Source organism: Brevundimonas bullata (genome assembly GCF_014207965.1).
Classification (GTDB): domain Bacteria; phylum Pseudomonadota; class Alphaproteobacteria; order Caulobacterales; family Caulobacteraceae; genus Brevundimonas; species Brevundimonas bullata_A.
In genome coordinates this window covers 249,631-273,830 of record NZ_JACHLM010000003.1, presented here as the reverse complement: position 1 = coordinate 273,830, position 24,200 = coordinate 249,631, and the positions used below count along the sequence as shown (strand labels likewise).

Genomic DNA, 24,200 nt, shown 5'->3' with positions numbered 1-24,200 from the left:
GCGGTCCGACTTCTCAGTCGGGGGGGCGTTAAGGCCGGACCGCCACAGACGACATCGGGGTTGGGGGGCGTCCGATGTGTCCGATGCAATAAACATCGGACTTGAAACTTGGTTCCGCAAGAATTCGCGCGTTAGCCATCTTTGTTGAACGCGGTTTTTGAACTCTCGATTTCTGGCTCGAAACGCCCCCTTTTAGGTCAGCCCGCGCCGGCGATCTGCATCATCACCAGGCCGGTGAACCAGGCCGCGCCGGTGCCGACGATATAGCCCACGACCGCCAGCAGGACGCCGACCGAGGCCAGCGACGGGTGGAAGGCCGCCGCCGCCACCGGGGCGCTGGCCGCGCCGCCGATATTGGCCATGGAGCCGACGCCGAGGAAGAAGGCCGGGGCCTTGATCAGCCAGGCGACGGCGAACAGCAGCAGGACGTGAACCGCCATCCAGACCAGGCCGATCAGGAAGTAGGCGGGCGAGTCCAGGATGGCGCCGATGTTCATGTTCAGGCCGACGGTGGCGACCAGGACATAGACGAAGACCGAGCCGACCTTGGCCGCGCCGGGGCCTTGCAGTTTGCGCGCCGGGGTGAAGGATAGGACCACGCCGATGACGGTGGCGATCAGCACCAGCCAGAAGAAGCTGGAGTCCAGCGACAGGCGCTGGGCCCAGGGGGCGTTGGCGCCGAACCAGGCCGACAGGGGATCGGCCAGGGCGTGCGACAGGCCGACCGCGCCGAAGCCGACGCCGACGATGAAGATCAGGTCCTTCAGCGAGGGGATGCGGGCGTTTTCGGTCTCATAGGCCTCGGCCTTTTCGCGCACGCGATCGACGGCGGAGGCGTCGGCGCGCAGCAGGCGATTGACGCGCACCTGGTTGGCCGCGATCCACAGCACGCCCGCCATCCAGATATTGGCGACGATGACGTCGACGGCGATCCAGATGGAGAAGACGTCGGGGCCGGCGCCGTAGATTTCATACAGAGCGGTCTGGTTGGCCGAGCCGCCGATCCAGCTGCCGGCGACGGTGGCCATGCCGCGCCAGATGGCCTCGGGCCCTGCCCCCATCAGGTCGGGCGCGACCCAGCTGGTCAGCAAGAGGGCGATAGGGCCGCCCAGCATGACGCCCAGCGTGCCGGTGAAGAACATGATCAGGGCTTTCGGCCCCAGGCGGAAGACCGCCGGCAGGTCCGCCGACACCGTCAGCAGCACCAGGGCCGCCGGCAGCAGGAAGCGCGAGGCGATGAAGTAGAGGCGCGAGGTTTCGGGATCGACGACGCCGAAGGTGGTCAGCAGCGAGGGCAGGAAATAGCAGAGCAGCAGGGCCGGCACGAAGGCGAAGAACCGCTGGACCCCCTTGTTGGGCAGGCTGGACGCCCAGAAGACCCCCGCCAGAATGACGGCCAGAAGGCCCAGAACGACGGCGTCGTTGGTGATCAGCGCGGCGGCTTTTTCAGATGGCATTAGAGAGCGTCTTCCCCGAATCGTTGCGCGCATAAGCCTGGCGAACCGGCAGAAGCGCAATGCGACGATGTCGCGCGGCGATATTGCGCGGGGGGCCGGGATGGGCGAAGCGAACACACAGGTCCCGGCGTCGGGGTCGAGTGAGCGGATGAGGTCGGGCGTGAAGACTCTGGGGGTTCTGGGCGGCATGGGACCGGCGGCGACCGTGGCCTTTCTGGCGCGGGTGCAGGCCCTGACCCCGGCCCAAGGCGACGAGGACCATGTGCGGGTCATCGCGGACATCAACCCCCAGGTGCCGAACCGGCATACTCAGCCCGAGGCGGCGGGGCGGACCCTGGGCGAGATGGCGCTGCGGCTGAAGGCGGCGGGGGCCGAGATCCTGGCCATGCCGTGCAACACCGCCCACGCCCATGCGGACGCGATCCGGGCGGCGGGCGTGCCCTTCGTCGACATGGTGGCGGAGACGGCCAAGGCGGCCAAGGCGAATGGCGCGACCCGGATCGGGGTGCTGGCGACGCCGGGGGGCGAGGCGCTGTATGCGCGCGCGCTGGAGGCCGAGGGCGTGGAGATGGTGCGGCTGTCGGACGCCGACCGGGCGCGGTTCATGGCGGTGGTGGCCGGGGTCAAGGCGGGCGACGTGGGACCTGAACAGAGGGGGGCCATGCGCGACCTGGCGGCGGCCCTGGTCTCGGCGGGGGCCGAGGGGGTGATCGGCGGCTGCACCGAGGTGCCGCTGTTGCTGGACGCGGGCGACGTGGCGGTTCCGCTGACGGATTCGGCGGAGGTGCTGGCGCGGGTGTGTGTCGGGATATGTCTGTAGTTTTGCGATCCTCCCCCGCTACGCAGGGGAGGATGGAGAGCGACGGTTGCCTCGCGCGGCGTCACGCGGCACACCGATCCGGTGAAACAGTCTCTCATCATTGATTGCGATCCCGGCGTCGACGACGCCACGGGGTTGCTGACCGCCTTCGCCTCTTCCGACCTCGACCTGCTGGCCGTGACCACGGTCGGGGGCAATGTCAGCGCCGAAAAGACGGCGAGGAATGCGCGCATCCTGCGCCAGATCGCCGGGCGCGAGGACGTGCCGGTCTTTGTCGGGGCCGAGCGGCCTTTGCGGCGCGAGCCGGCGGGGGCGGGCGAGTTCCACGGGGCCGAGGGGCTGGGGGATCTGGCGCCGTTCGAGCCGGAGGCGCCGGTGGGCGAGGGGACGGCGGCTGAGGCCATCGTGCGGCTGGTGATGGAACGGCCTGCGGGAAGCGTGGCGCTGATCGTCATGGGGCCGATGACCAATCTGGCCCTGGCCATGCGGGCCGAGCCGAGGCTGGCGGGCCATCTGGGGCCCGTGGTGGTGATGGGCGGGGCGCGGTCAGAGGGCGGCAACATCACTGCCTCGGCCGAGTTCAACATCTGGGCCGACCCCGACGCGGCGGCCGAGGTCTTCGCCTCCGGTTGCCGGATGATCGTACTGGGGCTGGACGCCACCCATCAGGTGCGCGCGACCGAGGACCGCATCAGGACCATCGAGGCGGTGGATACCGCCTCGGCGCGGGCGTCGGCGGCCATGCTGCGCTTCTCGCAGCGGACCGAGCGGGAGATCGTCGGCTGGGACGCCGGGCCGCTGCATGATCCCTGCACCGTGGCCTGGCTGCTGAAACCCGAGCTGTTCGAGCTGGCGCCGTGCCGGATCGATGTGGAGACCGAGAGCGATCTGACGCGCGGCCATACGGCGGTGGAGTTCCGCGTCGAGGCCGCGACGGCCAAACATTTCTGGGCGACAAAGGCGGATGCGGACGGGGTCTTCGCCCTGATCGCCGAGAGACTGGGAGCAGGGCAATGAGGATCACCGTCGTCGGGTCGATCAATCTGGACATGGTGGCGTCCGCCCCCAGCCTGCCGGCGCCGGGCGAGACGGTGACGGGGGCGACCCTGGCGCGTCACGCCGGCGGCAAGGGCGCCAATCAGGCCCTGGCGGCGCGGCGTCTGGGGGCGGAGGTCAGCCTGATCGGGCGGGTCGGCGAGGACGAGATGTCGGGCGCGGCGGTGACCCTGATGCTGGCGCACGGGGTGGACCTGTCGGGGGTCGAGACGGACATTGCGGCGCCGACGGGGGTGGCCCTGATCGCGGTCGATCCGAGCGGCGAAAACCAGATCGTGGTCGCCGCCGGGGCCAACCACTTCGTCACGCCGGAACAGTTGCCGGCGCGGATCGAGACGCCGCTGATCGCCCAGCTGGAGCTGCCGATCGAGACGGTCGAGGCGGCTGTGGGGCGGGCGACGGACTTTGTCTGCGTCAACCTGGCGCCCGCTGCGCCAGTGTCGGAGGCCATGCTGCGGCGGGCCGATCTGATCGTGGTCAACGAGACGGAGGCCGCCTTCTACGGCGAGGCCCTGCACGTCGGCGGCGGGCTGGTGGCGGTGACCAAGGGGGCGCGCGGGGCGGTCATGTATCGGCGCGGGGTGGAGATGGCCTGGGCCACGCCGCCGCGCGTTCACGCCATCGACGCCACGGGGGCGGGCGACGCCTTCGTCGGGGCCATCGTGGTGGCTCTGCTGGACGGGATGACAGAAGACGCGGCCCTGCACTTCGCCTGTGCGGCGGGGGCGCTGGCGGCGACGCGGCCGGGGGCGCAGCCCTCGCTGGGCACGCGCGAAGAGGTCGAGGGGTTGCTGGCGGGCGCCTGAGATTCTCCCTCCCCGTTCGGGGAGGGTGGTCGCGCAGCGACCGGGCGGGGAGGGCAAGGCGATATGGGGCGCGGCGCTTGATTAGCCGAAGCGCCCCCACCCGTCTGCCGCTTCGCGTCAGCCACCCTCCCCGGGACGGGGAGGGAGAGCCTAGCGTCTAGCGCTCGTCGTACTGGCGCAGCAGGAACAGGGTTCCGACCGCCGTCAGGGCGCCGAGGGCGAAGGCGGCGACGATGGAGCCGGTGGCGGCGGCGGTGGAGACGGTGACCGGGCGTTTGGCGTACCATTCCACGATCTCGCCGGCATGGGCGTGGTCGATGCCCTCGTCATAGGCGTCGTCCAGATAGGTGTCGTCGGCGGCCATCTGCGTCTCCTCGTTACAGGCCTGCGCTAAATCCCCGGCGCAGTCGGGCGGTTCCCAGTCGTGACAGAGGATCGCACATCCAGTAAAGGCCTCGCCTCACGTTTCAGAAATCTGGCAGCGAGATTCATGGCCGGCCACTCGAAATTCAAGAACATCATGCACCGCAAGGGGCGCGCCGACGCCCAGCGCTCCAAGCTGTTCTCCAAGCTGTCGCGCGACATCACGGTCGCGGCCAAGGGCGGAATGCCCGACCCGGCGCTGAACCCCCGCCTGCGTCTGGCGGTCAACAACGCCAAGGCCGAGAGCCTGCCCAAGGACGTCATTCAGCGGGCGATCAACAAGGCCTCGGGCGGCGACGTCGATACGATGGAAGAGGTCCGCTACGAGGGCCGCGGCCCCGGCGGCGTCGGCATCATCGTCGAGGCCCTGACCGACAACCGCAACCGTGCGGCCTCGAACATCGGCGCGGCCTTCAAGAAGAACGGCGGCGCGCTGAGCGAGATGAACTCGGTCGCCTTCATGTGGGATAAGGTCGGCAAGATCACCTACAAGGCCGAGGCCGGCACCGAGGACGAGGTCATGGAGGCCGCCATCGAGGCCGGCGCCCAGGACGTCGAGAGCGATCTGGTCAAGCCGGACATCTATGAGGACGCGCCGGGCCATACGATCTGGACCGCCTATGAAGACCTGAACGAGGTGGCCGAGGCCATGTCCAAGGTGCTGGGCGACCCCAAGTCGACCGCCATCGTGTGGAAGCCGCAGACCGAAGTTCAGGTCACGGGCGAGGCCGTCGGCACCCTGTTCAAGCTGCTGGACGCGCTGGACGCCGAAGACGACGTGTCGGCGGTCTATTCCAACGAAGACATCTCGGACGAAGACGCGGCCAAGTTCGCCGGCTGATCCTTACGAGGGACAGTCCTGCCAGTCCTGATCGGGCTCGGCGGCCATGAGGTCGCCGAGCGTCGGCAGGTTGCGTTCCGCGTCGGCGCTGACGGTGATGTAGGACAGGGCCGAGGCCGTCGGCGCCTCGCGGCGATAGACCGTCAGGGCGAAGGGGGCGTGGCCGGGCGCATCGACGCGCCAGACGCCGTTGGTCTCGCCCGCGCCCAGGGCGTAGCAGCCGATGGGATAGACCTGGGCGCCGCGCACCCGCAGGGCCTCGACCGGGTCATAGGGGATGGGCTGGCCCGTCGCCGACCAGTTGAAGATGATCCGCGTGGTCGGCGTGCGCGTGACCTCGACCTTGAGCCCCGACAGCTGACCTTCTGACGGCGAGGTCCAGCGGACGATGGACGCCCGGCGCTGGACGTCGGCCGGGTCGAGCGCGGACGGGGTCCCGGCGACGAAGACCGACAGGATGGCGTCGAGCATGGGATTGGCGCGGTTGAGGGCGATCCATTTCTCGGCGCAGGCGCCCTCGGCGTAGCTTTCCATATTGGCGGTTTCAGCCCCGGCGAGGGTGCAGCGCTGCATGAACTGCTCGCGCGTCTCCTCCTGAAGGGCGGCGGCGGCGGGCGTGGTCACGGCGGCGGACAGGCCCAGAGTCTGGCAGGCGAGAAAGGCAACGAAGAGGGCGGCGCGCATGGCGGCTTCCTTTCGGCGATCGCGGATTGGCGAATGATGCGCCCGATGTCGGTTGCGAGCAAGCGGAGCCGGGAGGGGTGTTTCCGTCTGCGTGGACGTCTTGCTAAGCTTGTTCGGGACGGAGAGGCGGGGGGCTGAAATGACTGAAGATCAGGATCCGCGCCGGGATATGCCGGGGGCGAGCGCGCCGCCGGTAGAGGGGCCGGTCTGGCTGTGGGTCAAGCTGGGCGTCTGGGTCGCGAGCCTGCTGGTGATGGCGGGCGCGGCCTGGGTTCTGTCCACGGTGCGGGTGCGGATCGACCTGCCGCCCGCAGCCGAGAGGACGCCGTCTGAAACCCTGTCCTCCTATACCGTGCCGCCCGAGGAGCCGAGCCCGGCGCCGGCGCCCTATATGAACGATGTGGGAGAGGCGGTCCTCAATCCGGTCTGGCTGCAGGCGCCGCAGCCTGAGTTTCCGCGGGCGGCGCTGCGAGCGGGTGAAGAGAGCGGCGTGGTCAGGCTGGAGTGCCGGACCCGAGCCGACGGCGGCGTGCAAGCTTGCCGGATCGCCGAGGAGGCGCCGGCGGGCGTCGGCTTTGGCGAGCAGGCGGTGAAGGCGACGTTGAAGGCGCGGGTTCGACCGCGTCTGGAGGATGGCCAGCCCGTCGAGAGCCAGATCGCCTTCACCATTCGCTATCGGCTCGAATAGGCGGAACGACGCGTCGCGGCAGACCGTTGCCGCAAGATGAACCTGTCAGAGATCGAGAGTTTCGCCCTGCCCATCCTCGGCGCCGTCGTGGCCGGGGGGCTGATCGGCTTCGAGCGCGAATGGCGCGGCCGGGCGGCGGGATTCCGCACCCATATCCTGGTCAGTCTGGCCTCGGCCCTGCTGATGCTGGCGGCCATGGGGCAGGCGGACTGGGCGTTTCGCGCCCTGCCGGACGAGAACATCGTCACCGACCCGACGCGGATGGCGCACGGGGTCCTGACCGGCATCGGCTTTCTGTGCGCAGGGGTGATCTTCCGCACCGGGTTTTCCATCCACGGGCTGACGACGGCGGCGAGCCTGTGGATCACCTCGGCCATCGGCCTGTTGTTCGGGGCGGGGCTGTTCACCCTCGGCGTCGTGGGGACGGTGGTCACGGGATTGATCCTGGTGGCGTTGCGGCTGGTCAGCGTGCGGTTGCCGGCGCGGGTTCTGACCGATGTCGAGGTGCGCTGGCGGCGCGACGGGCCGTCGCCCGAGGCCGAGGTCGAGGCGGCGCTGAAGGCCATTGATCCGGCGCCCCATCATGACCGGTTCGAGCTGATCGACGGCGGGGCGACGGTGCGGCGCAGCTGGCGCATCAAGGCCGGGAGCGAGGCCGAGCTGAAGACGCTGGCGGCGCGGCTGTGCGCCCTGCCGGGGGTGACGGACTACCTGCTGGACCCGCGCGACGACTGAGGCTTGCCGCCGTCAGCGGCGCGGTCCACGGTGGGCGGTCCTGTGCAGCTTGAGGTTGGGACATGACGATGGCCGGAACAGTGGACTGGGCCTTGATCGCCCCGGTGGCGGCGGCGATGACGGCGGGCGGTCTGATCGGGATCGAGCGGACCTATCACGGGCATCCGGCGGGGTTCCGCACCCATATCCTGGTCTGCATGACCTCCTGCGTCCTGATGCTGGCGGCCATGCATCAGGCGACCTGGGCCTTCGTCGCCCTGCCGGATCAGAGACTGGTGATCGACCCGACCCGGATGTCGCACGGCATCCTGACGGGCATCGGCTTCCTGTGCGCCGGGGTCATCTTCCGCGAGGGCTTCTCGGTCCACGGCCTGACCACGGCGGCGTCGCTGTGGACCACTTCGGCGGTCGGGGTGATGTTCGGCATCGGCATGTGGGACCTGGGCCTGATCGCCGGCGGCGCGACCCTGCTGGTGCTGGCCATCCTGAGGTTCCTCGATGCGCGTCTGCCGCACGTGGGGGTGATGGACGTGACGCTGCGCTGGACGCGGGGGGCGGCGCCCGGCGAGGCGGTGCTGCGCGATCTGCTGAGCGACAGCGGGCTGAAGCCGGTGCGCATCGGCCATGTGGTCAGCCATGACGGCCTGATCCACGAACACCACATCAAGGCGCGCGGGCCGATGCCGCTGCGGGTTCATGATCTGTCGATGCGGCTGGGCGAGCAGACGGGGCTGGCGGGGTTCTCGGTCATGCCGAGGGACGACTGAGAGATGATGGACAAGTTCAGGCAACGTTTCAGGTATGGTCTCATCTTCCCGATGTTAATGGCCGCCTTCATTGGTTTGGTGAGCGGGATCATGACTGTTGGTGAAGCGATTTTGAATCGTTCGATTCCAGAAGAGTTCTGGGCCACATCGTTGTTTTCCATGGGAGCGTTGGGGATCAGCGGCCTAATATGGCTTGTGCGTCGCTCGATGCGCGGCTGTCCGTCGTCGTGACGCGAGACGCGGCGTCGCCTGAATTATCCGGTCATTGTTCGCTAACCCTCTTTGGGGCATGACTGGAACGAATGACGAACGTATCGACTCGAATCCTGGGGCTGGACCCCGGTTTGCGCCGCACCGGCTGGGGCGTGATCGAAAGCGAGGGCAGCCGCCTGCGCTGGATCGCGCACGGCGTGGTGGCGCCCGCCGAGAAGGCGCCTTTTCCAGAGCGGCTGCTGCATCTGCTGGAGGAGGTGGGGTCGATCTGCGCGGCCTATGCCTGTGACGAGGCGGCGATCGAGGAGGTCTTCGTCAACGTGAACGGGGCCTCGACGTTGAAGCTGGGCCATGCGCGGGCGGCGGTCATGCTGGCGCCGGCAAGGGCGGGGCTGAGCGTGGCCGAGTACGCCCCCAGCCTGGTCAAGAAGGCGGTCGTCGGGGCGGGGCAGGCGGACAAGAGCCAGGTGGCCTTCATGATCAAGCGGCTGTTGCCGGCGGCGGGCGACGTGAAGGCGGATGCGGCGGATGCGCTGGCGGTGGCGATCACCCATGCGCACCATCGGCGGAGTTTGAGTTTGACGGCGAGTTTGAGGGGCGCGGCATGATCGGGCGGTTGCGCGGGGTTCTGGCTGAGGTCGGAGAGGCGGAATGCCTGATCGACTGCGGCGGGGTGGGCTATGTCGCCGCCTGCGGGGCGCGGACCCTGGGGCGGTTGCCGGCGCCGGGCGACGAGACGACCCTCTATATTCACAGCCAGTGGAGCGAGGACGCGGGGCCGCGTCTGTACGGCTTCCTGTCGCGGGACGAGCGCCGGGCCTTCACCGTGCTGCTGGCCATTCAGGGCGTGGGGCCGAAGGCGGCGCTGAGCGTGCTGGACGTGCTGCCGCCGGGGGAGCTGGCCAGCGCCGTGGCGCGCGAGGACAAGGCGGCGGTGGGCCGCGCCAACGGCGTGGGGCCGAAGCTGGCCTTGCGCATCGTCACCGAACTGAAGGGCAAGCCTCTGGGCGACGGGCATTTCGCGCCGAGCGCGCCGGGCGTCCACGCCGAGGTCGCCGCGGCTCCGCCGCCGCCGAGCGTGACGGGCGAGGCGGTCGCGGCCCTGCTGGGGCTGGGTATCGCCGAGGTTAATGCGCGCCGGGCCGTGGATCAGGCGCTGATCCGGCTGGGCGACGAGGCAGAGCTGCCGGCGGTGATCCGCGCGGCCCTGCAGGAGTTGGGGCGGTGAGGTGCACCGAAATCATGCCTTCTCCCTTGAGGGGAGAAGGTGGGCGCCGGAGGCGCTCGGATGAGGGTGTCGTGTCCGCGCACTCATTCGGAGAAGGGTGGACTCGTGTCGGGCCTCACCCTCATCCGTCTCGCTTCGCGAGCCACCTTCTCCCCTCAAGGGAGAAGGGAGGGGCAGGCGCATGACCGACGAGCGCATCATTTCCGCCGACGCCGAGCCGGGCGAAAAGCACGACCGCGCGCTGCGGCCCCAGACCCTGTCCGAGTTCGTCGGTCAGTCGGCGGCCAAGGGCAATCTGAAGGTCTTTATCGACGCGGCGCGCGGGCGGGCTGAGGCGCTGGATCACGTCCTGCTGTTCGGGCCTCCCGGTCTGGGCAAGACGACGCTGGCGCAGATCGTGGCGCGCGAGCTGGGCGTGGGGTTCCGGGCCACGTCGGGGCCGATCCTTGCCAAGGCGGGCGATCTGGCGGCGATCCTGACCAATCTGGAGCCGCGCGACGTCCTGTTCATCGATGAGATTCACCGCATGTCGCCGCTGGTGGAGGAGATCCTCTATCCGGCGATGGAGGACCATGTGCTGGACCTGATCATCGGCGAGGGGCCGTCGGCGCGCAGCGTGCGCATCGATCTGGCGCCCTTCACCCTGGTCGGGGCGACGACGCGGGCGGGCTTGCTGGCCACGCCGCTGAGGGACCGCTTCGGCATTCCGCTGCGGCTGGAGTTCTATACGCCGGAGGAGCTGACGGCGGTGATCCGGGGGGCGGCGCGCAAGATGGGCGCGGCCATCACCGAGGACGGGGCGATGGAGATCGCGCGTCGGGCGCGGGGCACGCCGCGCATCGCCGGGCGGCTGTTGCGCCGGGTGCGGGACTTCGCCGACGCCGAGGGCAAGACCATCGACGCACTGTCGGCGGCGCGGGCCCTGGCGCGGCTGGAGGTGGATGAGCAGGGGCTGGACAGTCTGGACCGGCGCTTTCTCAAGGCCCTGATCGAGAACTACGGCGGCGGGCCAGTGGGCATGGATACGCTGGCGGCCGCGATCGCCGAGGCGCGCGATGCGGTCGAGGACGTGATCGAGCCCTATCTGCTGCAACAGGGCTTCATCATGCGCACGCCGCGCGGGCGGGTGGCCTGTGCGCGGGCCTATGAGCATCTGGGGCTGGAGGCGCCCAAGGTTCAGGCGGCGCCGCCGCCGGATCTGTTCGGGAAGTAGGCTTTCTTTCCTCCCCATTTCATGGGGAGGTGGCGCGGCGCGCAGCGACGTGACGGAGGGGGCGACTCCACGTCAGATGTCTGCGCCGCCCCCTCCACCGCTACGCGGTCCCCCTCCCCATGAAATGGGGAGGAAAGAGGCGCTGTTCGGAACGGCTCGCAAAAGGACTTCACCGATCTCTCAAACCCGGCCATGCTGGCGCTTGAAGGGAGACGGGCGATGGCGCGAGGCGGGATCGGGACGGACCAGAAGATCGCCGTGCTGGGCGCGGCGGTGCTGCTGCTCGGGGCGCTGAGCCTGGTGGCGCTGAACCAGGGCGCGCGGTTCGGGCCGAAGCAGGCGACGCCGGCGGAACGCGCCCTGACCCAGGTCAGGGCGCAGATGGGGCCGACCGCCGAGGTGCGGTATCTGGAAGCCGGCAAGCGCCGCGCCGTCTGCGGCTACGCCGGGATCGCCGGACAGAAACAGGCCGTAGCCTTCGTCTCGCGGCCCAATCGCATCCTGATGGGCGACGATCCCCTGGGCGCCGAGTTCGCGGATATGAAGGCGGAGTTCTGTCCGGGCTTCAACGCAGCGGCCTCGACGGCTAAGGCCTCGGCGACGACTTCCGCTCAGGGCTGATCATGACCGACCAACCGACCGCCGGCCGCTTTGACGGGCTGGATCATCTGCTGCCGGTGCGGGTCTATTACGAGGACACCGACTTCACCGGCCTGGTCTATCACGCCAACTATGTGCGCTATTTCGAGCGGGGGCGGTCGGATTTCCTGCGGCTGGCGGGAGTCGGTCACGCCGAGCTGCTGGATCAGGACGAGCCGCTGGCCTTTGTCGTGGCCGAGCTGAACATCAGGTACGCCAAGCCCGCGCGGATCGACGACGCCCTGGTGGTGCGCACCCGCTATGAGGCGATCAAGGGGCCGAGGCTGATCATCCGGCAGACGGTGGAGCGCGACGGCGAGGTGCTGTGTCGGGCGGACGTGGTCGCGGTCTGCATCCATCTGGACGGGCGGCCGCGCCGGCCGACGAAGCGGTTGGTGGAGCTGGTGGGGCCGTGGCTGACGGGGGAGTGATGAGGCGGGGACTTCTCCCTCCCCTTCATGGGGAGGGTGGCTGAGGCGTAGCTGAAGCCGGGTGGGGGCGCTTCGGCAAATCAGGCGCCGCGCCCGTATCGCCGAGCCCTCCCCACCCGGTCGCTGCGCGACCACCCTCCCCGAACGGGGAGGGAGAGACGCGGCGCCTTTTGCGGCGCAGCTACGCAATAACGCGCTTGTCAGATCGGCCCCCCGTGACGCAGGAGCCGACGACCGCTAGACCCGCCGCCATGAAACCGCCATGTCCGCCCGCTCGATAAGGGCAGGACGACATCGGACTGACCCAAGGACGCCGCATGACCCCGCCCGCCGACGCTTCGCTGCTGAATCCCATCGAGCTGTTCATGACCGCCGACTGGGTGGTGAAGACGGTGATGGTCGGCCTGGCCGCAGCTTCGGTCTGGTCCTGGACCATCATCATCGACAAGGCGGTGCGTTTTTCGCGCATGAACGCCCGCGCCAGCGAGTTCGAGAAGCAAGTCGAGAGCGGGCGGTCGCTGGAAGACGTGGCGGCTCAGGCCGGGGCGCAGCCTGCCGACCCCCTGCCGCGCATGCTGGTGCTGACGCTGCAGGACTGGCGCGAGGCGCGCGCGCGCGGGGCCATGACGGACACGCAAGGCTCCATGCTGATCGCGCGCATCGACCGGGCGCTGGACTCGGTCATCGCCCGCGAGAGCCAGAAGATCGAGAACGGTCTGGGCGTGCTGTCGGTGGTGGCCACCGCCTCGCCCTTCATCGGCCTGTTCGGCACGGTCTGGGGCATCATGAACGCCTTCGACCGCATCGCGGCGGCGGGCAACACCAATCTGACGACGGTGGCCCCGGCCATCGCCGAGGCCCTGTTCGCCACGGCCATCGGTCTGGCGGCGGCCATCCCGGCCTATATCGCCTTCAACGCCTTCTCGGTGTCGGCGGGCAAGTTCACGGGCCGTCTGGAGGCCTTCGCCGATGACCTGCAGTCGGCCATCGCGCGGCGTCTGGGCGCGCCCTCGGCTCCGCCCCCGCCGCCGCCGCCGTCGGCTGACCTGAACCTGCGTCGGGGCGCCTGATCCATGGCGATGGGTGGAGGAGGCGGCTCTGGCGGCGGGCGCGGTCGGCGTCGGGCGCGCAAGCGGCCGCTGAGCGAGATCAACGTCACGCCGCTGGTCGACGTCATGCTGGTGCTGCTGATCATCTTCATGATCTCGGCGCCGCTGCTGACCGTCGGCGTGCCGGTGGAGCTGCCCAAGACCGAGGCTAGCGCGGTCGAGACGACGGACAAGCCGATCACGGTCTCGATCGACCAGAACGGCGCCATCTTCATCGGCGAGAGTGAAGTCCGCTGGGAGCAGCTGGCGATCCGCGTGGCCGAAGAGGGCGGCGAGAAGGCGCGCGACAAGGCCGTCTTCATTCGCGCCGACGGCCGGGCGCCCTATCAGGCCGTGGCCCGCGTGATGGCGCGCCTGTCGGCTTCGGGCTTCACCAAGCTGAACCTGATCACCGACACGGCGGCTGACGAGACGGCGGAGGGCTGACGGCTTTGCGTCGACCCAGTCCCGCCATTGTCGGATCGCTCGCGCTGCACGCCGGGGTGGTGGCGCTCGCGCTCGTGTCGTGGTCGTCCAAGGTGGATGAGCCCAAGCCGCTGGTGAACTCGGTGCCGGTGTCGATCGTCTCGGACATCGAGATCGCCGCCGCCCCCGCCGACAATCCGCAGCCCGAGCCCTCGCCCGAGGACGGCGCCACCGCCCCGGTCGAGACGCCGCCCGAGCCGGTTCCGCCGGAGCCCAAGCCGACGCCGCCGCCGCCTGCGCCGCGTCCGACGCCGCCTGCGCCCAAGCCGGTTCCGACGCCCCCGGCGCCCCGTCCGACGCCTGCGCCGACGCCGCGACCCACGCCGCCCAAGCCGACGCCCCCGGCGCCGCGCCCGACGCCGACCCCGCCGCGTCCGACCCCGCCCGCGCCCGCGCCCGCGCGTCCGACGCCGCCCGCCCCGGCGCGCCCGGCGCCCGCCAAGCCCGCGCCCGGTCTGGACCTGGACGCCCTGGCCGGCCCGCCGCGCCCGACGCCGAACCGGGGCAGGCCCGCGACGGGTCAGCAGGGGGCGGGGACGGCCTCGCGCGCCACCGGCCCGCAGTTGGCGGCCCTGGGCGGACAGGTGACGCCGAACTGGAATCTGAACTGCGACATGCCGGGGATGGACGAACTGGTGATCCGCGTCACGGTGCGGTTGAGCGCTGATGGCGACATCATCGGGACGCCGCGCCTGCAGGATACGCGCAGCGACCCGACCTGGCGCGCTGCGTCGGAGGCCATGCTGCGGGCGCTGCGCGCGACCTCGCCGTTCACGGTGCCTGCGGGGTTCCAGGCGCAGGACGTGCCGTTCCGGTTTGAAACCGCGCGTCAGTGCGGGGGGCGATAGGGCTGGCTGGCCTTGCGATCCTCCCCTGCGAAGCGGGGGAGGGGGACTATGCGCAGCATGGTGGAGGGGGCGAGGTCGGGCGCCGAGGTTTGGCCGCCGGGTGACGCCGATCCTTCCAAACCCTGTGGATGCAGCCGCCCCCTCCACCGCCTGCGGCGGTCCCCCTCCCCCGTAAACGGGGGAGGATAGCGGGGCGGCGTCGCCAAAGTCTGAAAGTCGCCCCATTCCGGGGCAAGCTTGTCTTTCACAAGCTGGTTTTTGTCCTACGGTCTGACGATAAGGACCGACGATCCGTCCAACTCCGGGAGCTCTTCTCATGCGTCTGCACCTTCTCCTTGCTTCGGCCGCGGCGGTCGTCATGGCGGCCCCGGCGATGGTCCAGCCTGCATCAGCCCAGACCCAGCCTCAGGCGACGGCGGCGACCGCGCCGATGCAGGACGTGGTGGTGGACGAGGGCGTGCTGCGTCCGTTGCAGATCGCCGTCGTGCCCTTCACCGGGCAGAACGGGCCGCAGATTTCCAATGTCATCAGCGGCAACCTGAAGCGGTCCGGCTTCTTTGATCCGCTGAACCCGGCCAGCTTCATCGAAACCGGCCTGACCCTGGCCAATGCGCCCAACTTCCCGCAGTGGACCTCGATCGGGGCCCAGGCGGTGCTGTACGGCGGGGTGACGCCGCGCGCGGACGGTCGTGTGGACGTGGGCTTCCGCCTGTATGATCCCTACCGTCAGTGCCAGCTGGTCAGCTATCAGTTCACGGCCACGTCGGAGCAGTGGCGCCGGATCGCGCACAAGATTTCCGACGTCATCTATCAGCGCATGACGGGCGAGGCGGGCTTCTTTGATTCGCGCGTCCTGTTCGTGTCGGAGAGCGGCACCCAGCTGAACAAGCTGTCGCGTCTGACCATCGTCGATCAGGACGGCTACAACCCCGTCTTCCTGACCCAGGGCGACGAGATCATCATGTCGCCGCGCTTCTCGGCGTCCAACCCGGACGAGGTCACCTATGTGGCCCTGGGCAAGGATTACAGCCGCATCTACCTGTACAACCTGTCGACCGGGCGCCGTGAAAGCCTGGGCGAATTCGACGGGCAGGTGCTGGCCCCGCGCTTCTCGAACGACGGGACCAAGATCGCCTTCTCGATCATCCGCGGCGGCAACACCGACGTCTATGTGATGAACCTGCGCACGCGCCAGCTGTCGCGCCTGACGTCCGATCCCGGCATCGACACCTCGCCGTCGTTCAGCCCGGACGGCGGCCAGATCGTCTTCACCTCGGACCGCTCGGGTTCGGCCAGGCTCTATACGATGCGGGCGGACGGCTCGGGCCAGCGCGCCATCAGTCGCGGCGGCGGCAGCTATACCGCCCCGGCCTGGAGCCCGCGCGGCGACCTGATCGCCTTCACCAAGCAGTCGGGCGGGCGCTTCCACATCGGCGTGATGAAGTCGGACGGGACGGGCGAGCGCATCCTGTCGTCCAGCTATTTCGAGGAAGGTCCGTCCTGGGCCCCGAACGGCCGCTATATCGCCTTTGCGCGCCAGACCCCGGGCGGCGACACGCGGCTATGGACCGTCGACCTGTCGGGCCGGGTGGTGGCGCAGGCGGGTTATGACGGGCGCGGGTCGGACCCGGCCTGGTCGGGCCTGCTGGACGCGCCGCCGGCCAGCCTGGGCATTGGTCAGGGCGCGGATTCCTGCCCGGCCTGACGGGTTTACGGCTTCGTGAGATCACGAGCGGAGCCATTCCCATAAACTGTGCGTTATCGCGTCTGGCGCGACGCGGCGCCGCAGTCTAGCTGACCAACGATATAGCCAAGCTTGAGGCCGCCGTCCTCAGAATGAACACCAAGGAGCCGACCCGATGAACACTTCGACCCTGATCAAGCTGGCGACCGTCAGCGCCGCCGTGGCCGCCCTGGCCGCCTGTGCGCCCAAGCCCAAGGTCGAGCCCGCTGTTCCGATGGAGCCGAGCCAGCCGACCGCGCCGCAGTATCCGACCGCCCCGACCGGCCCCGTGACCGGCGGCAATGTCGGCGCCGCCATGCCGGGCTCGGAGCAGGACTTCGTCGTCAACGTCGGCGACCGCATCTATTTCGACCTGGACTCCTATTCGGTGCGCCCGGAAGCCCAGCCGCGTCTGGACGCCCAGGCCGCCTGGCTGCAACGTTACCCGCAGGTCACGGTTCGCATCGAAGGCAATGCCGACGAGCGCGGCACGCGCGAATACAACCTGGCCCTGGGCGCCCGTCGCGCCGAGGCCGTGCGCACCTATCTGATCCAGCGCGGCGTCCCGGCCGGCCGCATCGACACCATCAGCTTCGGCAAGGAGCGTCCGATCGTTGAAGGTTCGAACGAGGCCGCCTGGGCCCAGAACCGCAACGCCCACACCGCCATCGTGTCGGGCGCTCCGCGCTAAGCCACGCCTTAACGGCTGAATGAATGGAGGCGTCGGCTTTGCAGCCGGCGCCTCTTTTCTTTTTCGGGGGTCATGTTGAGCGTTGGCGGCGGCCTTTCAATATCCGCTCATCCCCGCGGAGGCGGGGACCCAGTGAGAGCGCTGCCCCGAGCCCATTGTGTTGCTCGAAGCGTCTGAAAGCCAAAGCACTGGGTCCCCGCCTCCGCGGGGATGAGCGGGAAGGAAATCCAGCACCCAGGGTGAACAGAGCCTCTTTTCTTTGCGCGCCGCTGGGACCAAAGTCCGCGCCGAATCCGGGGGGAAGCTGAGTGATTGATCTGGAAGCAGCGGGCGGCGCCATGACGGGCGGCATCATCGCAGGGGCCATCGAGAAGCCGATGGGGCAGGCGGGCGAGCATCATACGACCTGCGCCGACTGCGGGGCCGAGGTGACGGGGCGGTTCTGCTCCAACTGCGGTCAGGCGGCCCATGTTCACCGCACCCTGCTGCATCTCGGCGAAGAGCTGCTGCACGGGGTCATGCATTTCGACGGCCGCCTCTGGCGCACCCTGCCGCTGCTGATCCTCAACCCCGGTCGGCTGACGCGCGAATGGGTCCAGGGCAAGCGCACGCGCTACGTCTCGCCGCTGGCCATGTTCCTGTTCACCCTGTTCGTCATGTTCTTCGCGCTGAGCTTCATGCCGCATCAGGAGGTGAAGTTGCAGGGCCTGCCGGAGCAGATCGCCGCCCAGCGCGAGGCGATCGTCGAGGCCGAGCAGGTGGTCGCCGCCGCCCAGAAGGAAGTCGATGCGGCCACGGCGGCGATGGAGCCGTCCGGCGACGCGCCGCCAGAGGTGAACAGCGGCGCCCGGGCCGGCGTCGCCGCCGGCGTCCTGGCCGCCGCTCAGGCCGGGGTGATCAGCGAGAAGGCCAAGCTGGAGCGGCTGGAGCATGACGCCGTCGAGGGCCGCAAGGACGGTCTGACGCCGGGGTCCTGGCAGGCCAGCGTGGCGGACATCGCGGCGGATGTGGGCAAGAACGGCGAGGCCAACGGCCTGACCAAGACCGTGGCCAAGAAGCTGAAGAACCCGGACCTGGCGTTCTACAAGCTGCAGCAGACCATCTACAAGTTCGCCTTCCTGCTGGTGCCGCTGTCGATCCCGTTCGTCGCCCTGATGTTTCTGTGGAAGCGGGGCTTCACCCTGTACGACCACGGGGTCTTCGTCCTCTATTCGCTGACCTTCATGTCCCTGCTGCTGATGGCGGTGGTGGTGCTGGCGACGACGGTGAAGGGGGCGGGACCTGCGGCGGGGCTTGTGGCCAGCCTGATCGTGCCGGTGCACATGTTCGCCCAGCTGAAGGGGGCCTACAGCCTGAAGATCTTCTCGACCCTGTGGCGGACGATCGCCCTGCTGATCTTCTGCGAGATCGCGGCGACCCTGTTCATTGTGTCGATCATCTATCTGGGCCTCGGCCACTGACCCGAAACTGGACCCGAACTCGGCCTTGCGGACGCCGCAAATCGATGGGACGACTTGAGACATGCTGAAGCTGCCATTCCGACTGACAAGAACCGCCGCCATGACCGCCATCGGCCTGACCCTGATCGGGGGGGCGGTCGTCGCCCAGGTCGCGCCGATGGAGGCTGTCCAGTGGGACAAGCGCCGTCTGGACCAGCTGGACCGCAACGTCCGCCGTCTGGAACGCGCCCTGACCCAGAGGAACGCCGCCGGTCAGCCCGTCCTGGTCGAGCCGGACCCCGAGGTCGTGGCCCTGCAGGGCCAGATGCAGATCATGGACCGCCGCCTGTCGGACCTGGAGCAGACCTTCCAGCGGGTGAACGCCGACGGCGAGCGCCTGACCTTCCAGCTGGACGAGGCGACGCGCGACAACGCCGTGCTGGCCCGCCGTCTGCGCGACGCCGAGGCCCGCATCGAGAAGATCGAAAAGGCCGCCGAGGAAGAGGCAGAACTGAACGGGCCGATCGTGGCCCACTCGCCGACCGGCGACGCAGGCCAGGACCTGGCGGCGGCGGTGCGCCTGCTGGGGACCGATGCGGTGCGCGGCGAGCGGGCGCTGGAGACGGTGATCGTCACCTGGCCCAATACGCCGCAGTCGCGTGAGGCCAATTCGCGTCTGGGCGACCTGCATGTCGCCGCGCGCGACAACGCCGCCGCCGTTCCGGCCTACGCCGCCGCCCTGAATGGTTGGCCGCGCACGGCCTGGGCGCCGGAGACGACGCTGAAGCTGGCCGAGGCCCTGCGCGCCACCGATCGCAACACCCAGGCCTGCGGCGCCCTGACCGAGTTCACGCGTCGCTACGCCGAGACGGCGACGGCGGCGCAGAAGACCCGCGCCACGCAGCTGCGCACGCGGGCGAACTGCAGCTGAGCCCAGACGACCCCCAGGGGCTGACCAGCCGCATCTTCGCGCGGCTGGACGCGCGGCTGGAGGCGGGCAGGGCGGAACCGGTCGCTGTCGCCCTGTCGGGCGGGGGGGACTCCATAGCCCTGCTGCATCTGGCCGCCGACTGGGCGAAGGCGCGGGGACGGCGGCTGCTGGCCCTGACGGTGGATCATAATCTCAATCCGATGAGCGCGGACTGGACCCGGTTCGCGGGCGCGACCGCGCGGGCGGTCGGCGCCGACTGGCGGGGGCTGAGCTGGGATGCGGCGCGGGCCGGGCCGGGGCTGACGGCGCGGGCGCGGGCGGCGCGGCATGCCTTGATCGCCGAGGCGGCGCGGGCGGCGGGGGCGCGGGTCGTGCTGCTGGCCCAGACGCTGGATGACGTGGCTGAGGCGGATTGGATGCGGGCGCGGGGCTCGACCCTGGGGCGGGTGCGCGAGTGGTCGCCGTCGCCGGTCTGGCCGCAGGGGCGGGGGCTGATGCTGCTGCGGCCCCTGCTGGACGAGCGGCGCGAGGGGCTGAGGGACTATCTGCGGGCGCGGGGCCGTGGTTGGGTCGAGGACCCGGCCAATGGCGATGAGCGGTTTGGGAGGAGCCGGGCGCGGGCGGCGTTGGCGGGCGACGAAGCCCTCCCCCTCGAGGGGGGAGGGTTGGGCGGGGGTGTGGTCGCCGGGCTTTCCGATCAGGCGGCGGAGACGCGGAGGGCGTCGCCTCCCGCGCAAAACCAGGAGCCGCAGTGCGTACACCCCCATCCCCGACCCTTCCCCCCTCGAGGGGGAAGGGAGTTAGAAAGTCCGGCTGCTCGTTTCGACCTGACTTGGGCCGGGGTGCTGGAGGTTTCGCGCGACGGCTCGGCCTCCACCCTGGCGGCGGCGCTGTTGTGCGCAGGCGGCGGGGCGGTTCCGCCGCGTGGGGAGAGGCTGGCGGGGTTGAAGGCGCGGTTGGCGGGGGGCGAGGATTTCACGGCGGGCCTGTCGGGGGCGCGGGTCGAGGCGACTGGCGGAAGCGTGCGGATCATGCGCGAGCCGGGGGAGATGCGGCGGCGGGCGCCGGAGCCTGTCATGCTGGCGCCCGGCGTTCCAGCCGTCTGGGACGGGCGGTTCGAGATCACGGCGACCGAGCCGGGCTGGCGGGTCGAGGCGGCGGCCGGGCGGCTGGCGACGCTGGGCGAGGCGGATCGGCGGGCCATTGCGGGGCTTCCCCCGGCGGCGCGCGGCGGGCTGCCGGTGCTGATCCGGGACGGCGAGGATGCGCCGGTTCTGGCCTGGCGGGGGGCGGATGTGCGGGCGCTGGGGGCGCGGCGTCTGAGCCTGGCCTTGGGCGAAACGACGCAGGAAGCCGGCCTCTTTCATCCCATGCATGGCGAAACGCCGCCGACTGACCTATTTTCCTGGAAAGACTGCTGATCGACGGAGCGTTCAGGCGCGCGTCGAGGAACCGAGGACCGAATGAATCTGCGTAACTTCGCCATCTGGGGCGTGATCCTGCTGGGTCTGGTCGCGGTCTACGCCGCGATCGGCCAGAACGGCGGCGCGGCCATGCCGGGCGCCAAGGGCGCGGCGGCCAGCCGTCCCGATCCCATCACCTATTCGCAGCTGATCACGGCCATCAACGGTCAGGAGATCAAGTCGGCGACGGTGCGCGGCGACACGGTGACCGGCGTCTACAAGAACGACAGCCGGTTCACGACCGTCACGCCCCTGCCCAACATCGACCTGGTCGACAAGATGCAGGCCGCCGGCGCCGCCGTGGACGTCAAGAGCACGCGCCAGCCCTGGTGGTCGGGCCTGTTGGGTCTGCTGCTGCCGGTGGCGCTGATCATCGCCTTCTGGTTCTTCATCATGAACCGGATGCAGGGCGGGGCCAAAGGCGCCATGGGCTTCGGCAAGTCCAAGGCCAAGCTGCTGACCGAGCACAAGGGCCGCAAGACCTTTGACGACGTCGCCGGCGTGGACGAGGCCAAGGAAGAACTGCAGGAGGTCGTCGACTTCCTGAAGGACCCGGGCAAGTTCCAGCGTCTGGGCGGCAAGATCCCCAAGGGCGCGCTGCTGGTCGGCCCTCCCGGCACCGGCAAGACCCTGCTGGCGCGCGCGGTCGCGGGCGAGGCGGGCGTGCCCTTCTTCTCGATCTCGGGTTCGGACTTTGTCGAGATGTTCGTCGGCGTCGGCGCCAGCCGCGTGCGCGACATGTTCGAGCAGGCCAAGAAAAATGCGCCCTGCATCATCTTCATCGATGAGATCGACGCCGTCGGTCGTCACCGCGGCGCCGGTCTGGGCGGCGGCAACGACGAGCGCGAGCAGACGCTGAACCAGCTGCTGGTCGAGATGGACGGCTTTGAGTCCAACGAAGGCATCATCCTGATCGCCGCGACCAACCGCCCCGACGTTCTGGACCCGGCCCTGCTGCGTCCCGGCCGCTTCGACCGTCAGGTCGTGGTGCCCAACCCCGACGTCTCGGGCCGCGAACGCATCCTGCGCGTCCACATGAAGGACGTGCCCCTGGCCGCCGACGTCAACACCAAGACCATCGCGCGCGGCACGCCGGGCTTCTCGGGCGCCGACCTGGCCAACCTGGTCAACGAAGCCGCCCTGATGGCCGCCCGCAAGGACCGGCGCATGGTCACGCACCGCGACTTCGAGGACGCCAAGGACAAGGTCATGATGGGCGCCGAGCGCAAATCCATGGCCATGAACGAGGAAGAAAAGCGCCTGACCGCCTATCACGAGGGCGGCCACGCCATCGTCGCGATCAACGTCAAGATGGCCGATCCCGTCCACAAGGCGACCATCGTCCCGCGCGGACAGGCCCTGGGCATGGTGATGCAGCTGCCGGAAGGCGACCGCTATTCCATGAAGTACCAGCAGATGATCGACCGCATCGCCATCATGGCCGGCGGCCGGGTGGCCGAGGAGATCATCTTCGGCAAGGAGAACATCACCTCGGGCGCCAGCTCCGACATCCAGCAGGCGACCAAGCTGGCCCGCCGCATGGTGACGCAGTGGGGCTTCTCGGACGTGCTGGGCACGGTGGCCTATGGCGAGAACGAGCAGGAGGTCTTCCTGGGCCACTCGGTCGCGCGCAGCCAGAACATCTCGGAGGAAACCGCGCGTCTGATCGACAGCGAGGTCAAGAAGCTGGTCACGTCCGGCTGGGACGAGGCGCGCCAGATCCTGACCGACAAGGCGGCGGATCTGGAGAAGCTGGCCCAGGCCCTGCTGGAGTACGAAACCCTGTCGGGTCAGGAGATCAACGACCTGCTGGAGCGCGGCATCCTGCCGAACCGGGACGAGGCCAACTCGCCCGTGCCGGGACCCTCGGTCTCGGTGCCGGTGACGCCGGTGTCGGACGGCGTCGAGATCGAGACGCCGAAGACCGAGCCGGCGGCGGCGCCGACGACCAGCGTGCCGACCGCCTGATCCTTTCGGATCAGCTGAAAATGAAGGAGGGGCGGGCCGCAGGGCTCGCCCCTTTTTTGTGCGCCAAATGCTGGCGCGCGCCCGTTGCTCTTCCTTCCCGGTGGCTGAGGGCAAAGGGGCGGGGATGGAGCGCAGCATGGCCGATGGAGCGCATGAGGCGAGGGCCCCGTCCCCCGCGGCCTATGGGACAGGGGCTGCCTCCACCCCCACCCAACCCTCCCCCCCCCCTTGAGGGGGAGGGCTTTGCACTTCTCACAGACTAGTTTGTAATTTAGACTAGTCTGTGAGATATGGCGTTATCCGAAACAGGAGGGCGCCATGACGGCATCCGCATTCGACCAAGGCGAGCGGCTTCACGGACTGGACGGGCTGCGGGGCGCGGCCCTGCTGCTGGGGGTGGTGCTGCATGGGACCCTGTCCTTCTTTCCGAGCCAGATCTGGATCGTGGGCGACGACCAGACCTCGGTCTGGGCCAGCGGCCTCTTCTTCGTCATCCATCTGTTCCGCATGGCCAGCTTCTTCCTGATCGCGGGTCTGTTCGGCCACATGATGCTGAAGCGGCGCGGGACGGCGGGCTTCATCAGGAACCGGCTGATCCGCATCGCGGCGCCCCTGGCGGCCTTCTGGGGGCCGGTGATGGCGGGGATCGTGGCGGTGCTGGTGTGGAACGCCTCGCTGCACGGTCTGACGGCGGCGGATGCGCCGCCGCCGCCGACCTATGACTGGACCAATATACCCCTGACCCATCTGTGGTTCCTGTGGGTGCTGCTGTGGTTCTATGCGGCCCTCGTGATCGGGCGCGCCCTTGTGATCCGGTTGGATAGGGCCGGTGCTGTGGGGCGTGGTCTGGACCGGATGGCGGGCGGGCTGATCGGCCCGTGGGGACCCCTCGTGCTGGGCGCGCCGCTGGCCCTGGCCCTGTGGCTGGAGCCGAACTGGATCGCCTTCTTCGGCATTCCCACGCCGGATGCGGGTCTGGTGCCCGAAGCCTCGGCCCTGGTGGGCTTTGGTCTGGCCTTCGGCATGGGCGTCCTGCTGGATCGCCGTCGCGACCTGTTGGCGAAGATCGAAGGCTGGACGCCCGTCTATCTGGGGCTGGCGCTGGGGGCCGGGACGACGGCGCTGATGCTGTCGGGCGGGCCGACGCCGGTGCTGACGCCGATGACCGATCCGGCGGCCAAGGCCCTGGCGGCGGCGGCGTTCGGGGTGGCGACCTACGCCTCCATGTTCGCCGTGGTCGGACTGGCGCTGAGGTTCTGGTCGGGGCATAGCGCGGTGCGGCGCTATCTGGCCGACGCCTCCTACTGGATCTACATTGTCCATCTGCCGCTGGTGATGGCGGCGCAGGTGGTGGTGCAGGACTGGGCCATGGTCTGGCCGATCAAGCTGGCCGTCGTCGTAGTCGGCGTCATGGCCGTGTCCCTGGCCAGCTATGAGCTGATGGTGCGCCACGGGATGATGGGGCGCTGGCTGAACGGGCGGCGCGTGCCGTGGCGCAGGGCGCGTCCGGTTGCGCCGGTCGCCCACCAAGCCGCCGCCGAATAGCTTGCCAACCTTGGCGG

At 69.5% G+C, this 24,200-nt stretch carries 26 protein-coding genes; 23 read left to right on the top strand and 3 right to left on the bottom strand.

Features of this window, described 5'->3' with window-relative positions:
• Positions 1 to 197 precede the first annotated feature (197 nt).
• Positions 198 to 1,457, bottom strand: a complete 1,260-nt coding sequence (locus tag HNP51_RS10045; protein ID WP_184269863.1) for a DUF819 domain-containing protein — start codon at positions 1,455 to 1,457, stop codon at positions 198 to 200.
• Positions 1,458 to 1,617: 160 nt separating this feature from the next.
• Between HNP51_RS10045 and HNP51_RS10040 the strand changes: the two genes are divergently transcribed.
• The 3 genes from HNP51_RS10040 to HNP51_RS10030 all read left to right on the top strand — a co-directional run bounded on the left by HNP51_RS10040 (position 1,618) and on the right by HNP51_RS10030 (position 4,139).
• On the top strand, positions 1,618 to 2,277 hold the full coding sequence (locus HNP51_RS10040) for an amino acid racemase (protein ID WP_311769936.1): 660 nt from the start codon (positions 1,618 to 1,620) through the stop codon (positions 2,275 to 2,277).
• Between the two features lie 81 nt (positions 2,278 to 2,358).
• Positions 2,359 to 3,294: a nucleoside hydrolase gene (locus HNP51_RS10035; RefSeq protein ID WP_184269865.1), complete on the top strand. Its 936-nt coding sequence runs from the start codon at positions 2,359 to 2,361 to the stop codon at positions 3,292 to 3,294.
• Complete coding sequence (locus tag HNP51_RS10030) at positions 3,291 to 4,139, top strand: ribokinase (protein ID WP_184269867.1); 849 nt, start codon at positions 3,291 to 3,293, stop codon at positions 4,137 to 4,139. The genes HNP51_RS10035 and HNP51_RS10030 overlap by 4 nt, the downstream gene beginning before the upstream one ends.
• Before the next feature lie 157 nt (positions 4,140 to 4,296).
• Here the strand turns inward: HNP51_RS10030 and HNP51_RS10025 are convergent, their stop codons facing one another.
• The gene (locus HNP51_RS10025) at positions 4,297 to 4,503 is read right to left on the bottom strand and encodes a hypothetical protein (protein ID WP_184269869.1); all 207 of its coding nucleotides are present in this window, start codon (positions 4,501 to 4,503) and stop codon (positions 4,297 to 4,299) included.
• A gap of 126 nt (positions 4,504 to 4,629) precedes the next feature.
• Between HNP51_RS10025 and HNP51_RS10020 the strand changes: the two genes are divergently transcribed.
• Positions 4,630 to 5,403 carry a YebC/PmpR family DNA-binding transcriptional regulator gene (locus tag HNP51_RS10020; RefSeq protein WP_184269871.1) on the top strand — a complete coding sequence of 258 codons (774 nt, stop codon included), beginning with the start codon at positions 4,630 to 4,632 and terminating at the stop codon, positions 5,401 to 5,403.
• 3 nt (positions 5,404 to 5,406) lie between these two features.
• On the opposite strand, the gene HNP51_RS10015 is transcribed toward HNP51_RS10020, so the two are convergent.
• A complete protein-coding gene (locus HNP51_RS10015; protein ID WP_184269873.1) occupies positions 5,407 to 6,087 on the bottom strand; it encodes a hypothetical protein in 681 nt (226 codons plus the stop codon).
• A 139-nt stretch (positions 6,088 to 6,226) separates the two neighbouring features.
• On the opposite strand from HNP51_RS10015, the gene HNP51_RS10010 reads away from it, so the two are divergent.
• The 19 genes from HNP51_RS10010 (at position 6,227) to HNP51_RS09920 (ending at position 24,183) form a co-directional block, all read left to right on the top strand.
• Positions 6,227 to 6,775 carry an energy transducer TonB gene (locus tag HNP51_RS10010; protein ID WP_184269875.1) on the top strand — a complete coding sequence of 183 codons (549 nt, stop codon included), beginning with the start codon at positions 6,227 to 6,229 and terminating at the stop codon, positions 6,773 to 6,775.
• A 36-nt stretch (positions 6,776 to 6,811) separates the two neighbouring features.
• Positions 6,812 to 7,510, top strand: a complete 699-nt coding sequence (locus tag HNP51_RS10005; protein WP_184269877.1) for an MgtC/SapB family protein — start codon at positions 6,812 to 6,814, stop codon at positions 7,508 to 7,510.
• Positions 7,511 to 7,572: 62 nt separating this feature from the next.
• Complete coding sequence (locus HNP51_RS10000) at positions 7,573 to 8,277, top strand: MgtC/SapB family protein (RefSeq protein ID WP_184269879.1); 705 nt, start codon at positions 7,573 to 7,575, stop codon at positions 8,275 to 8,277.
• A gap of 3 nt (positions 8,278 to 8,280) precedes the next feature.
• Entirely contained in the window at positions 8,281 to 8,508 is a 228-nt protein-coding gene (locus tag HNP51_RS09995) for a hypothetical protein (RefSeq protein WP_184269882.1), read from the top strand.
• Positions 8,509 to 8,579: 71 nt separating this feature from the next.
• Positions 8,580 to 9,098, top strand: coding sequence for a crossover junction endodeoxyribonuclease RuvC (ruvC, locus tag HNP51_RS09990; protein WP_184269884.1), 519 nt, complete (start codon positions 8,580 to 8,582; stop codon positions 9,096 to 9,098).
• Positions 9,095 to 9,718 (top strand): Holliday junction branch migration protein RuvA, encoded by a 624-nt coding sequence (ruvA, locus tag HNP51_RS09985; RefSeq protein WP_184269886.1) that lies wholly within the window; start codon positions 9,095 to 9,097, stop codon positions 9,716 to 9,718. The genes ruvC and ruvA overlap by 4 nt, the downstream gene beginning before the upstream one ends.
• A gap of 181 nt (positions 9,719 to 9,899) precedes the next feature.
• Positions 9,900 to 10,931, top strand: coding sequence for a Holliday junction branch migration DNA helicase RuvB (gene ruvB, locus HNP51_RS09980; protein WP_184269888.1), 1,032 nt, complete (start codon positions 9,900 to 9,902; stop codon positions 10,929 to 10,931).
• 219 nt (positions 10,932 to 11,150) lie between these two features.
• Positions 11,151 to 11,552 carry a hypothetical protein gene (locus tag HNP51_RS09975; protein WP_184269890.1) on the top strand — a complete coding sequence of 134 codons (402 nt, stop codon included), beginning with the start codon at positions 11,151 to 11,153 and terminating at the stop codon, positions 11,550 to 11,552.
• Between the two features lie 2 nt (positions 11,553 to 11,554).
• Positions 11,555 to 12,001, top strand: a complete 447-nt coding sequence (ybgC, locus tag HNP51_RS09970; RefSeq protein WP_184269892.1) for a tol-pal system-associated acyl-CoA thioesterase — start codon at positions 11,555 to 11,557, stop codon at positions 11,999 to 12,001.
• Positions 12,002 to 12,318: 317 nt separating this feature from the next.
• The gene (tolQ, locus tag HNP51_RS09965) at positions 12,319 to 13,071 is read left to right on the top strand and encodes a protein TolQ (RefSeq protein WP_184269894.1); all 753 of its coding nucleotides are present in this window, start codon (positions 12,319 to 12,321) and stop codon (positions 13,069 to 13,071) included.
• Between the two features lie 3 nt (positions 13,072 to 13,074).
• Positions 13,075 to 13,536, top strand: coding sequence for a protein TolR (gene tolR / locus HNP51_RS09960; RefSeq protein ID WP_184269896.1), 462 nt, complete (start codon positions 13,075 to 13,077; stop codon positions 13,534 to 13,536).
• A gap of 5 nt (positions 13,537 to 13,541) precedes the next feature.
• Positions 13,542 to 14,423, top strand: coding sequence for a hypothetical protein (locus HNP51_RS09955; protein ID WP_184269898.1), 882 nt, complete (start codon positions 13,542 to 13,544; stop codon positions 14,421 to 14,423).
• A 316-nt stretch (positions 14,424 to 14,739) separates the two neighbouring features.
• Positions 14,740 to 16,128 carry a Tol-Pal system beta propeller repeat protein TolB gene (gene tolB / locus HNP51_RS09950; protein WP_184269900.1) on the top strand — a complete coding sequence of 463 codons (1,389 nt, stop codon included), beginning with the start codon at positions 14,740 to 14,742 and terminating at the stop codon, positions 16,126 to 16,128.
• Between the two features lie 154 nt (positions 16,129 to 16,282).
• Positions 16,283 to 16,837: a peptidoglycan-associated lipoprotein Pal gene (gene pal, locus HNP51_RS09945; protein ID WP_178828307.1), complete on the top strand. Its 555-nt coding sequence runs from the start codon at positions 16,283 to 16,285 to the stop codon at positions 16,835 to 16,837.
• A gap of 308 nt (positions 16,838 to 17,145) precedes the next feature.
• Positions 17,146 to 18,297, top strand: a complete 1,152-nt coding sequence (locus tag HNP51_RS09940) for a DUF3667 domain-containing protein (protein WP_311769937.1) — start codon at positions 17,146 to 17,148, stop codon at positions 18,295 to 18,297.
• Between the two features lie 100 nt (positions 18,298 to 18,397).
• Entirely contained in the window at positions 18,398 to 19,207 is an 810-nt protein-coding gene (locus tag HNP51_RS09935) for a tol-pal system protein (RefSeq protein ID WP_260398432.1), read from the top strand.
• The gene (tilS, locus tag HNP51_RS18845) at positions 19,105 to 20,628 is read left to right on the top strand and encodes a tRNA lysidine(34) synthetase TilS (protein ID WP_311770665.1); all 1,524 of its coding nucleotides are present in this window, start codon (positions 19,105 to 19,107) and stop codon (positions 20,626 to 20,628) included. Before HNP51_RS09935 ends, tilS begins: the two co-directional genes overlap by 103 nt.
• Before the next feature lie 42 nt (positions 20,629 to 20,670).
• The gene (ftsH, locus tag HNP51_RS09925; protein ID WP_184269904.1) at positions 20,671 to 22,638 is read left to right on the top strand and encodes an ATP-dependent zinc metalloprotease FtsH; all 1,968 of its coding nucleotides are present in this window, start codon (positions 20,671 to 20,673) and stop codon (positions 22,636 to 22,638) included.
• Between the two features lie 318 nt (positions 22,639 to 22,956).
• A complete protein-coding gene (locus tag HNP51_RS09920) occupies positions 22,957 to 24,183 on the top strand; it encodes an acyltransferase family protein (protein WP_184269906.1) in 1,227 nt (408 codons plus the stop codon).
• Positions 24,184 to 24,200 lie beyond the last annotated feature (17 nt).

Excerpts from the sequence above, each read along its gene's own strand:
- HNP51_RS10045 (WP_184269863.1), bottom strand. The coding sequence starts at position 1,457 with ATGCCATCTGAAAAAGCCGCCGCGCTGATCACCAACGACGCCGTCGTT.
- HNP51_RS10030 (WP_184269867.1), top strand. The coding sequence starts at position 3,291 with ATGAGGATCACCGTCGTCGGGTCGATCAATCTGGACATGGTGGCGTCC.
- HNP51_RS10025 (WP_184269869.1), bottom strand. The coding sequence starts at position 4,503 with ATGGCCGCCGACGACACCTATCTGGACGACGCCTATGACGAGGGCATC.
- HNP51_RS10020 (WP_184269871.1), top strand. The coding sequence starts at position 4,630 with ATGGCCGGCCACTCGAAATTCAAGAACATCATGCACCGCAAGGGGCGC.
- HNP51_RS10015 (WP_184269873.1), bottom strand. The coding sequence starts at position 6,087 with ATGCGCGCCGCCCTCTTCGTTGCCTTTCTCGCCTGCCAGACTCTGGGC.
- HNP51_RS10010 (WP_184269875.1), top strand. The coding sequence starts at position 6,227 with ATGACTGAAGATCAGGATCCGCGCCGGGATATGCCGGGGGCGAGCGCG.
- HNP51_RS10005 (WP_184269877.1), top strand. The coding sequence starts at position 6,812 with ATGAACCTGTCAGAGATCGAGAGTTTCGCCCTGCCCATCCTCGGCGCC.
- HNP51_RS10000 (WP_184269879.1), top strand. The coding sequence starts at position 7,573 with ATGACGATGGCCGGAACAGTGGACTGGGCCTTGATCGCCCCGGTGGCG.
- HNP51_RS09995 (WP_184269882.1), top strand. The coding sequence starts at position 8,281 with ATGATGGACAAGTTCAGGCAACGTTTCAGGTATGGTCTCATCTTCCCG.
- ruvC (WP_184269884.1), top strand. The coding sequence starts at position 8,580 with ATGACGAACGTATCGACTCGAATCCTGGGGCTGGACCCCGGTTTGCGC.
- ruvA (WP_184269886.1), top strand. The coding sequence starts at position 9,095 with ATGATCGGGCGGTTGCGCGGGGTTCTGGCTGAGGTCGGAGAGGCGGAA.
- ruvB (WP_184269888.1), top strand. The coding sequence starts at position 9,900 with ATGACCGACGAGCGCATCATTTCCGCCGACGCCGAGCCGGGCGAAAAG.
- HNP51_RS09975 (WP_184269890.1), top strand. The coding sequence starts at position 11,151 with ATGGCGCGAGGCGGGATCGGGACGGACCAGAAGATCGCCGTGCTGGGC.
- ybgC (WP_184269892.1), top strand. The coding sequence starts at position 11,555 with ATGACCGACCAACCGACCGCCGGCCGCTTTGACGGGCTGGATCATCTG.
- tolQ (WP_184269894.1), top strand. The coding sequence starts at position 12,319 with ATGACCCCGCCCGCCGACGCTTCGCTGCTGAATCCCATCGAGCTGTTC.
- tolR (WP_184269896.1), top strand. The coding sequence starts at position 13,075 with ATGGCGATGGGTGGAGGAGGCGGCTCTGGCGGCGGGCGCGGTCGGCGT.
- tolB (WP_184269900.1), top strand. The coding sequence starts at position 14,740 with ATGCGTCTGCACCTTCTCCTTGCTTCGGCCGCGGCGGTCGTCATGGCG.
- pal (WP_178828307.1), top strand. The coding sequence starts at position 16,283 with ATGAACACTTCGACCCTGATCAAGCTGGCGACCGTCAGCGCCGCCGTG.
- HNP51_RS09935 (WP_260398432.1), top strand. The coding sequence starts at position 18,398 with ATGACCGCCATCGGCCTGACCCTGATCGGGGGGGCGGTCGTCGCCCAG.
- ftsH (WP_184269904.1), top strand. The coding sequence starts at position 20,671 with ATGAATCTGCGTAACTTCGCCATCTGGGGCGTGATCCTGCTGGGTCTG.
- HNP51_RS09920 (WP_184269906.1), top strand. The coding sequence starts at position 22,957 with ATGACGGCATCCGCATTCGACCAAGGCGAGCGGCTTCACGGACTGGAC.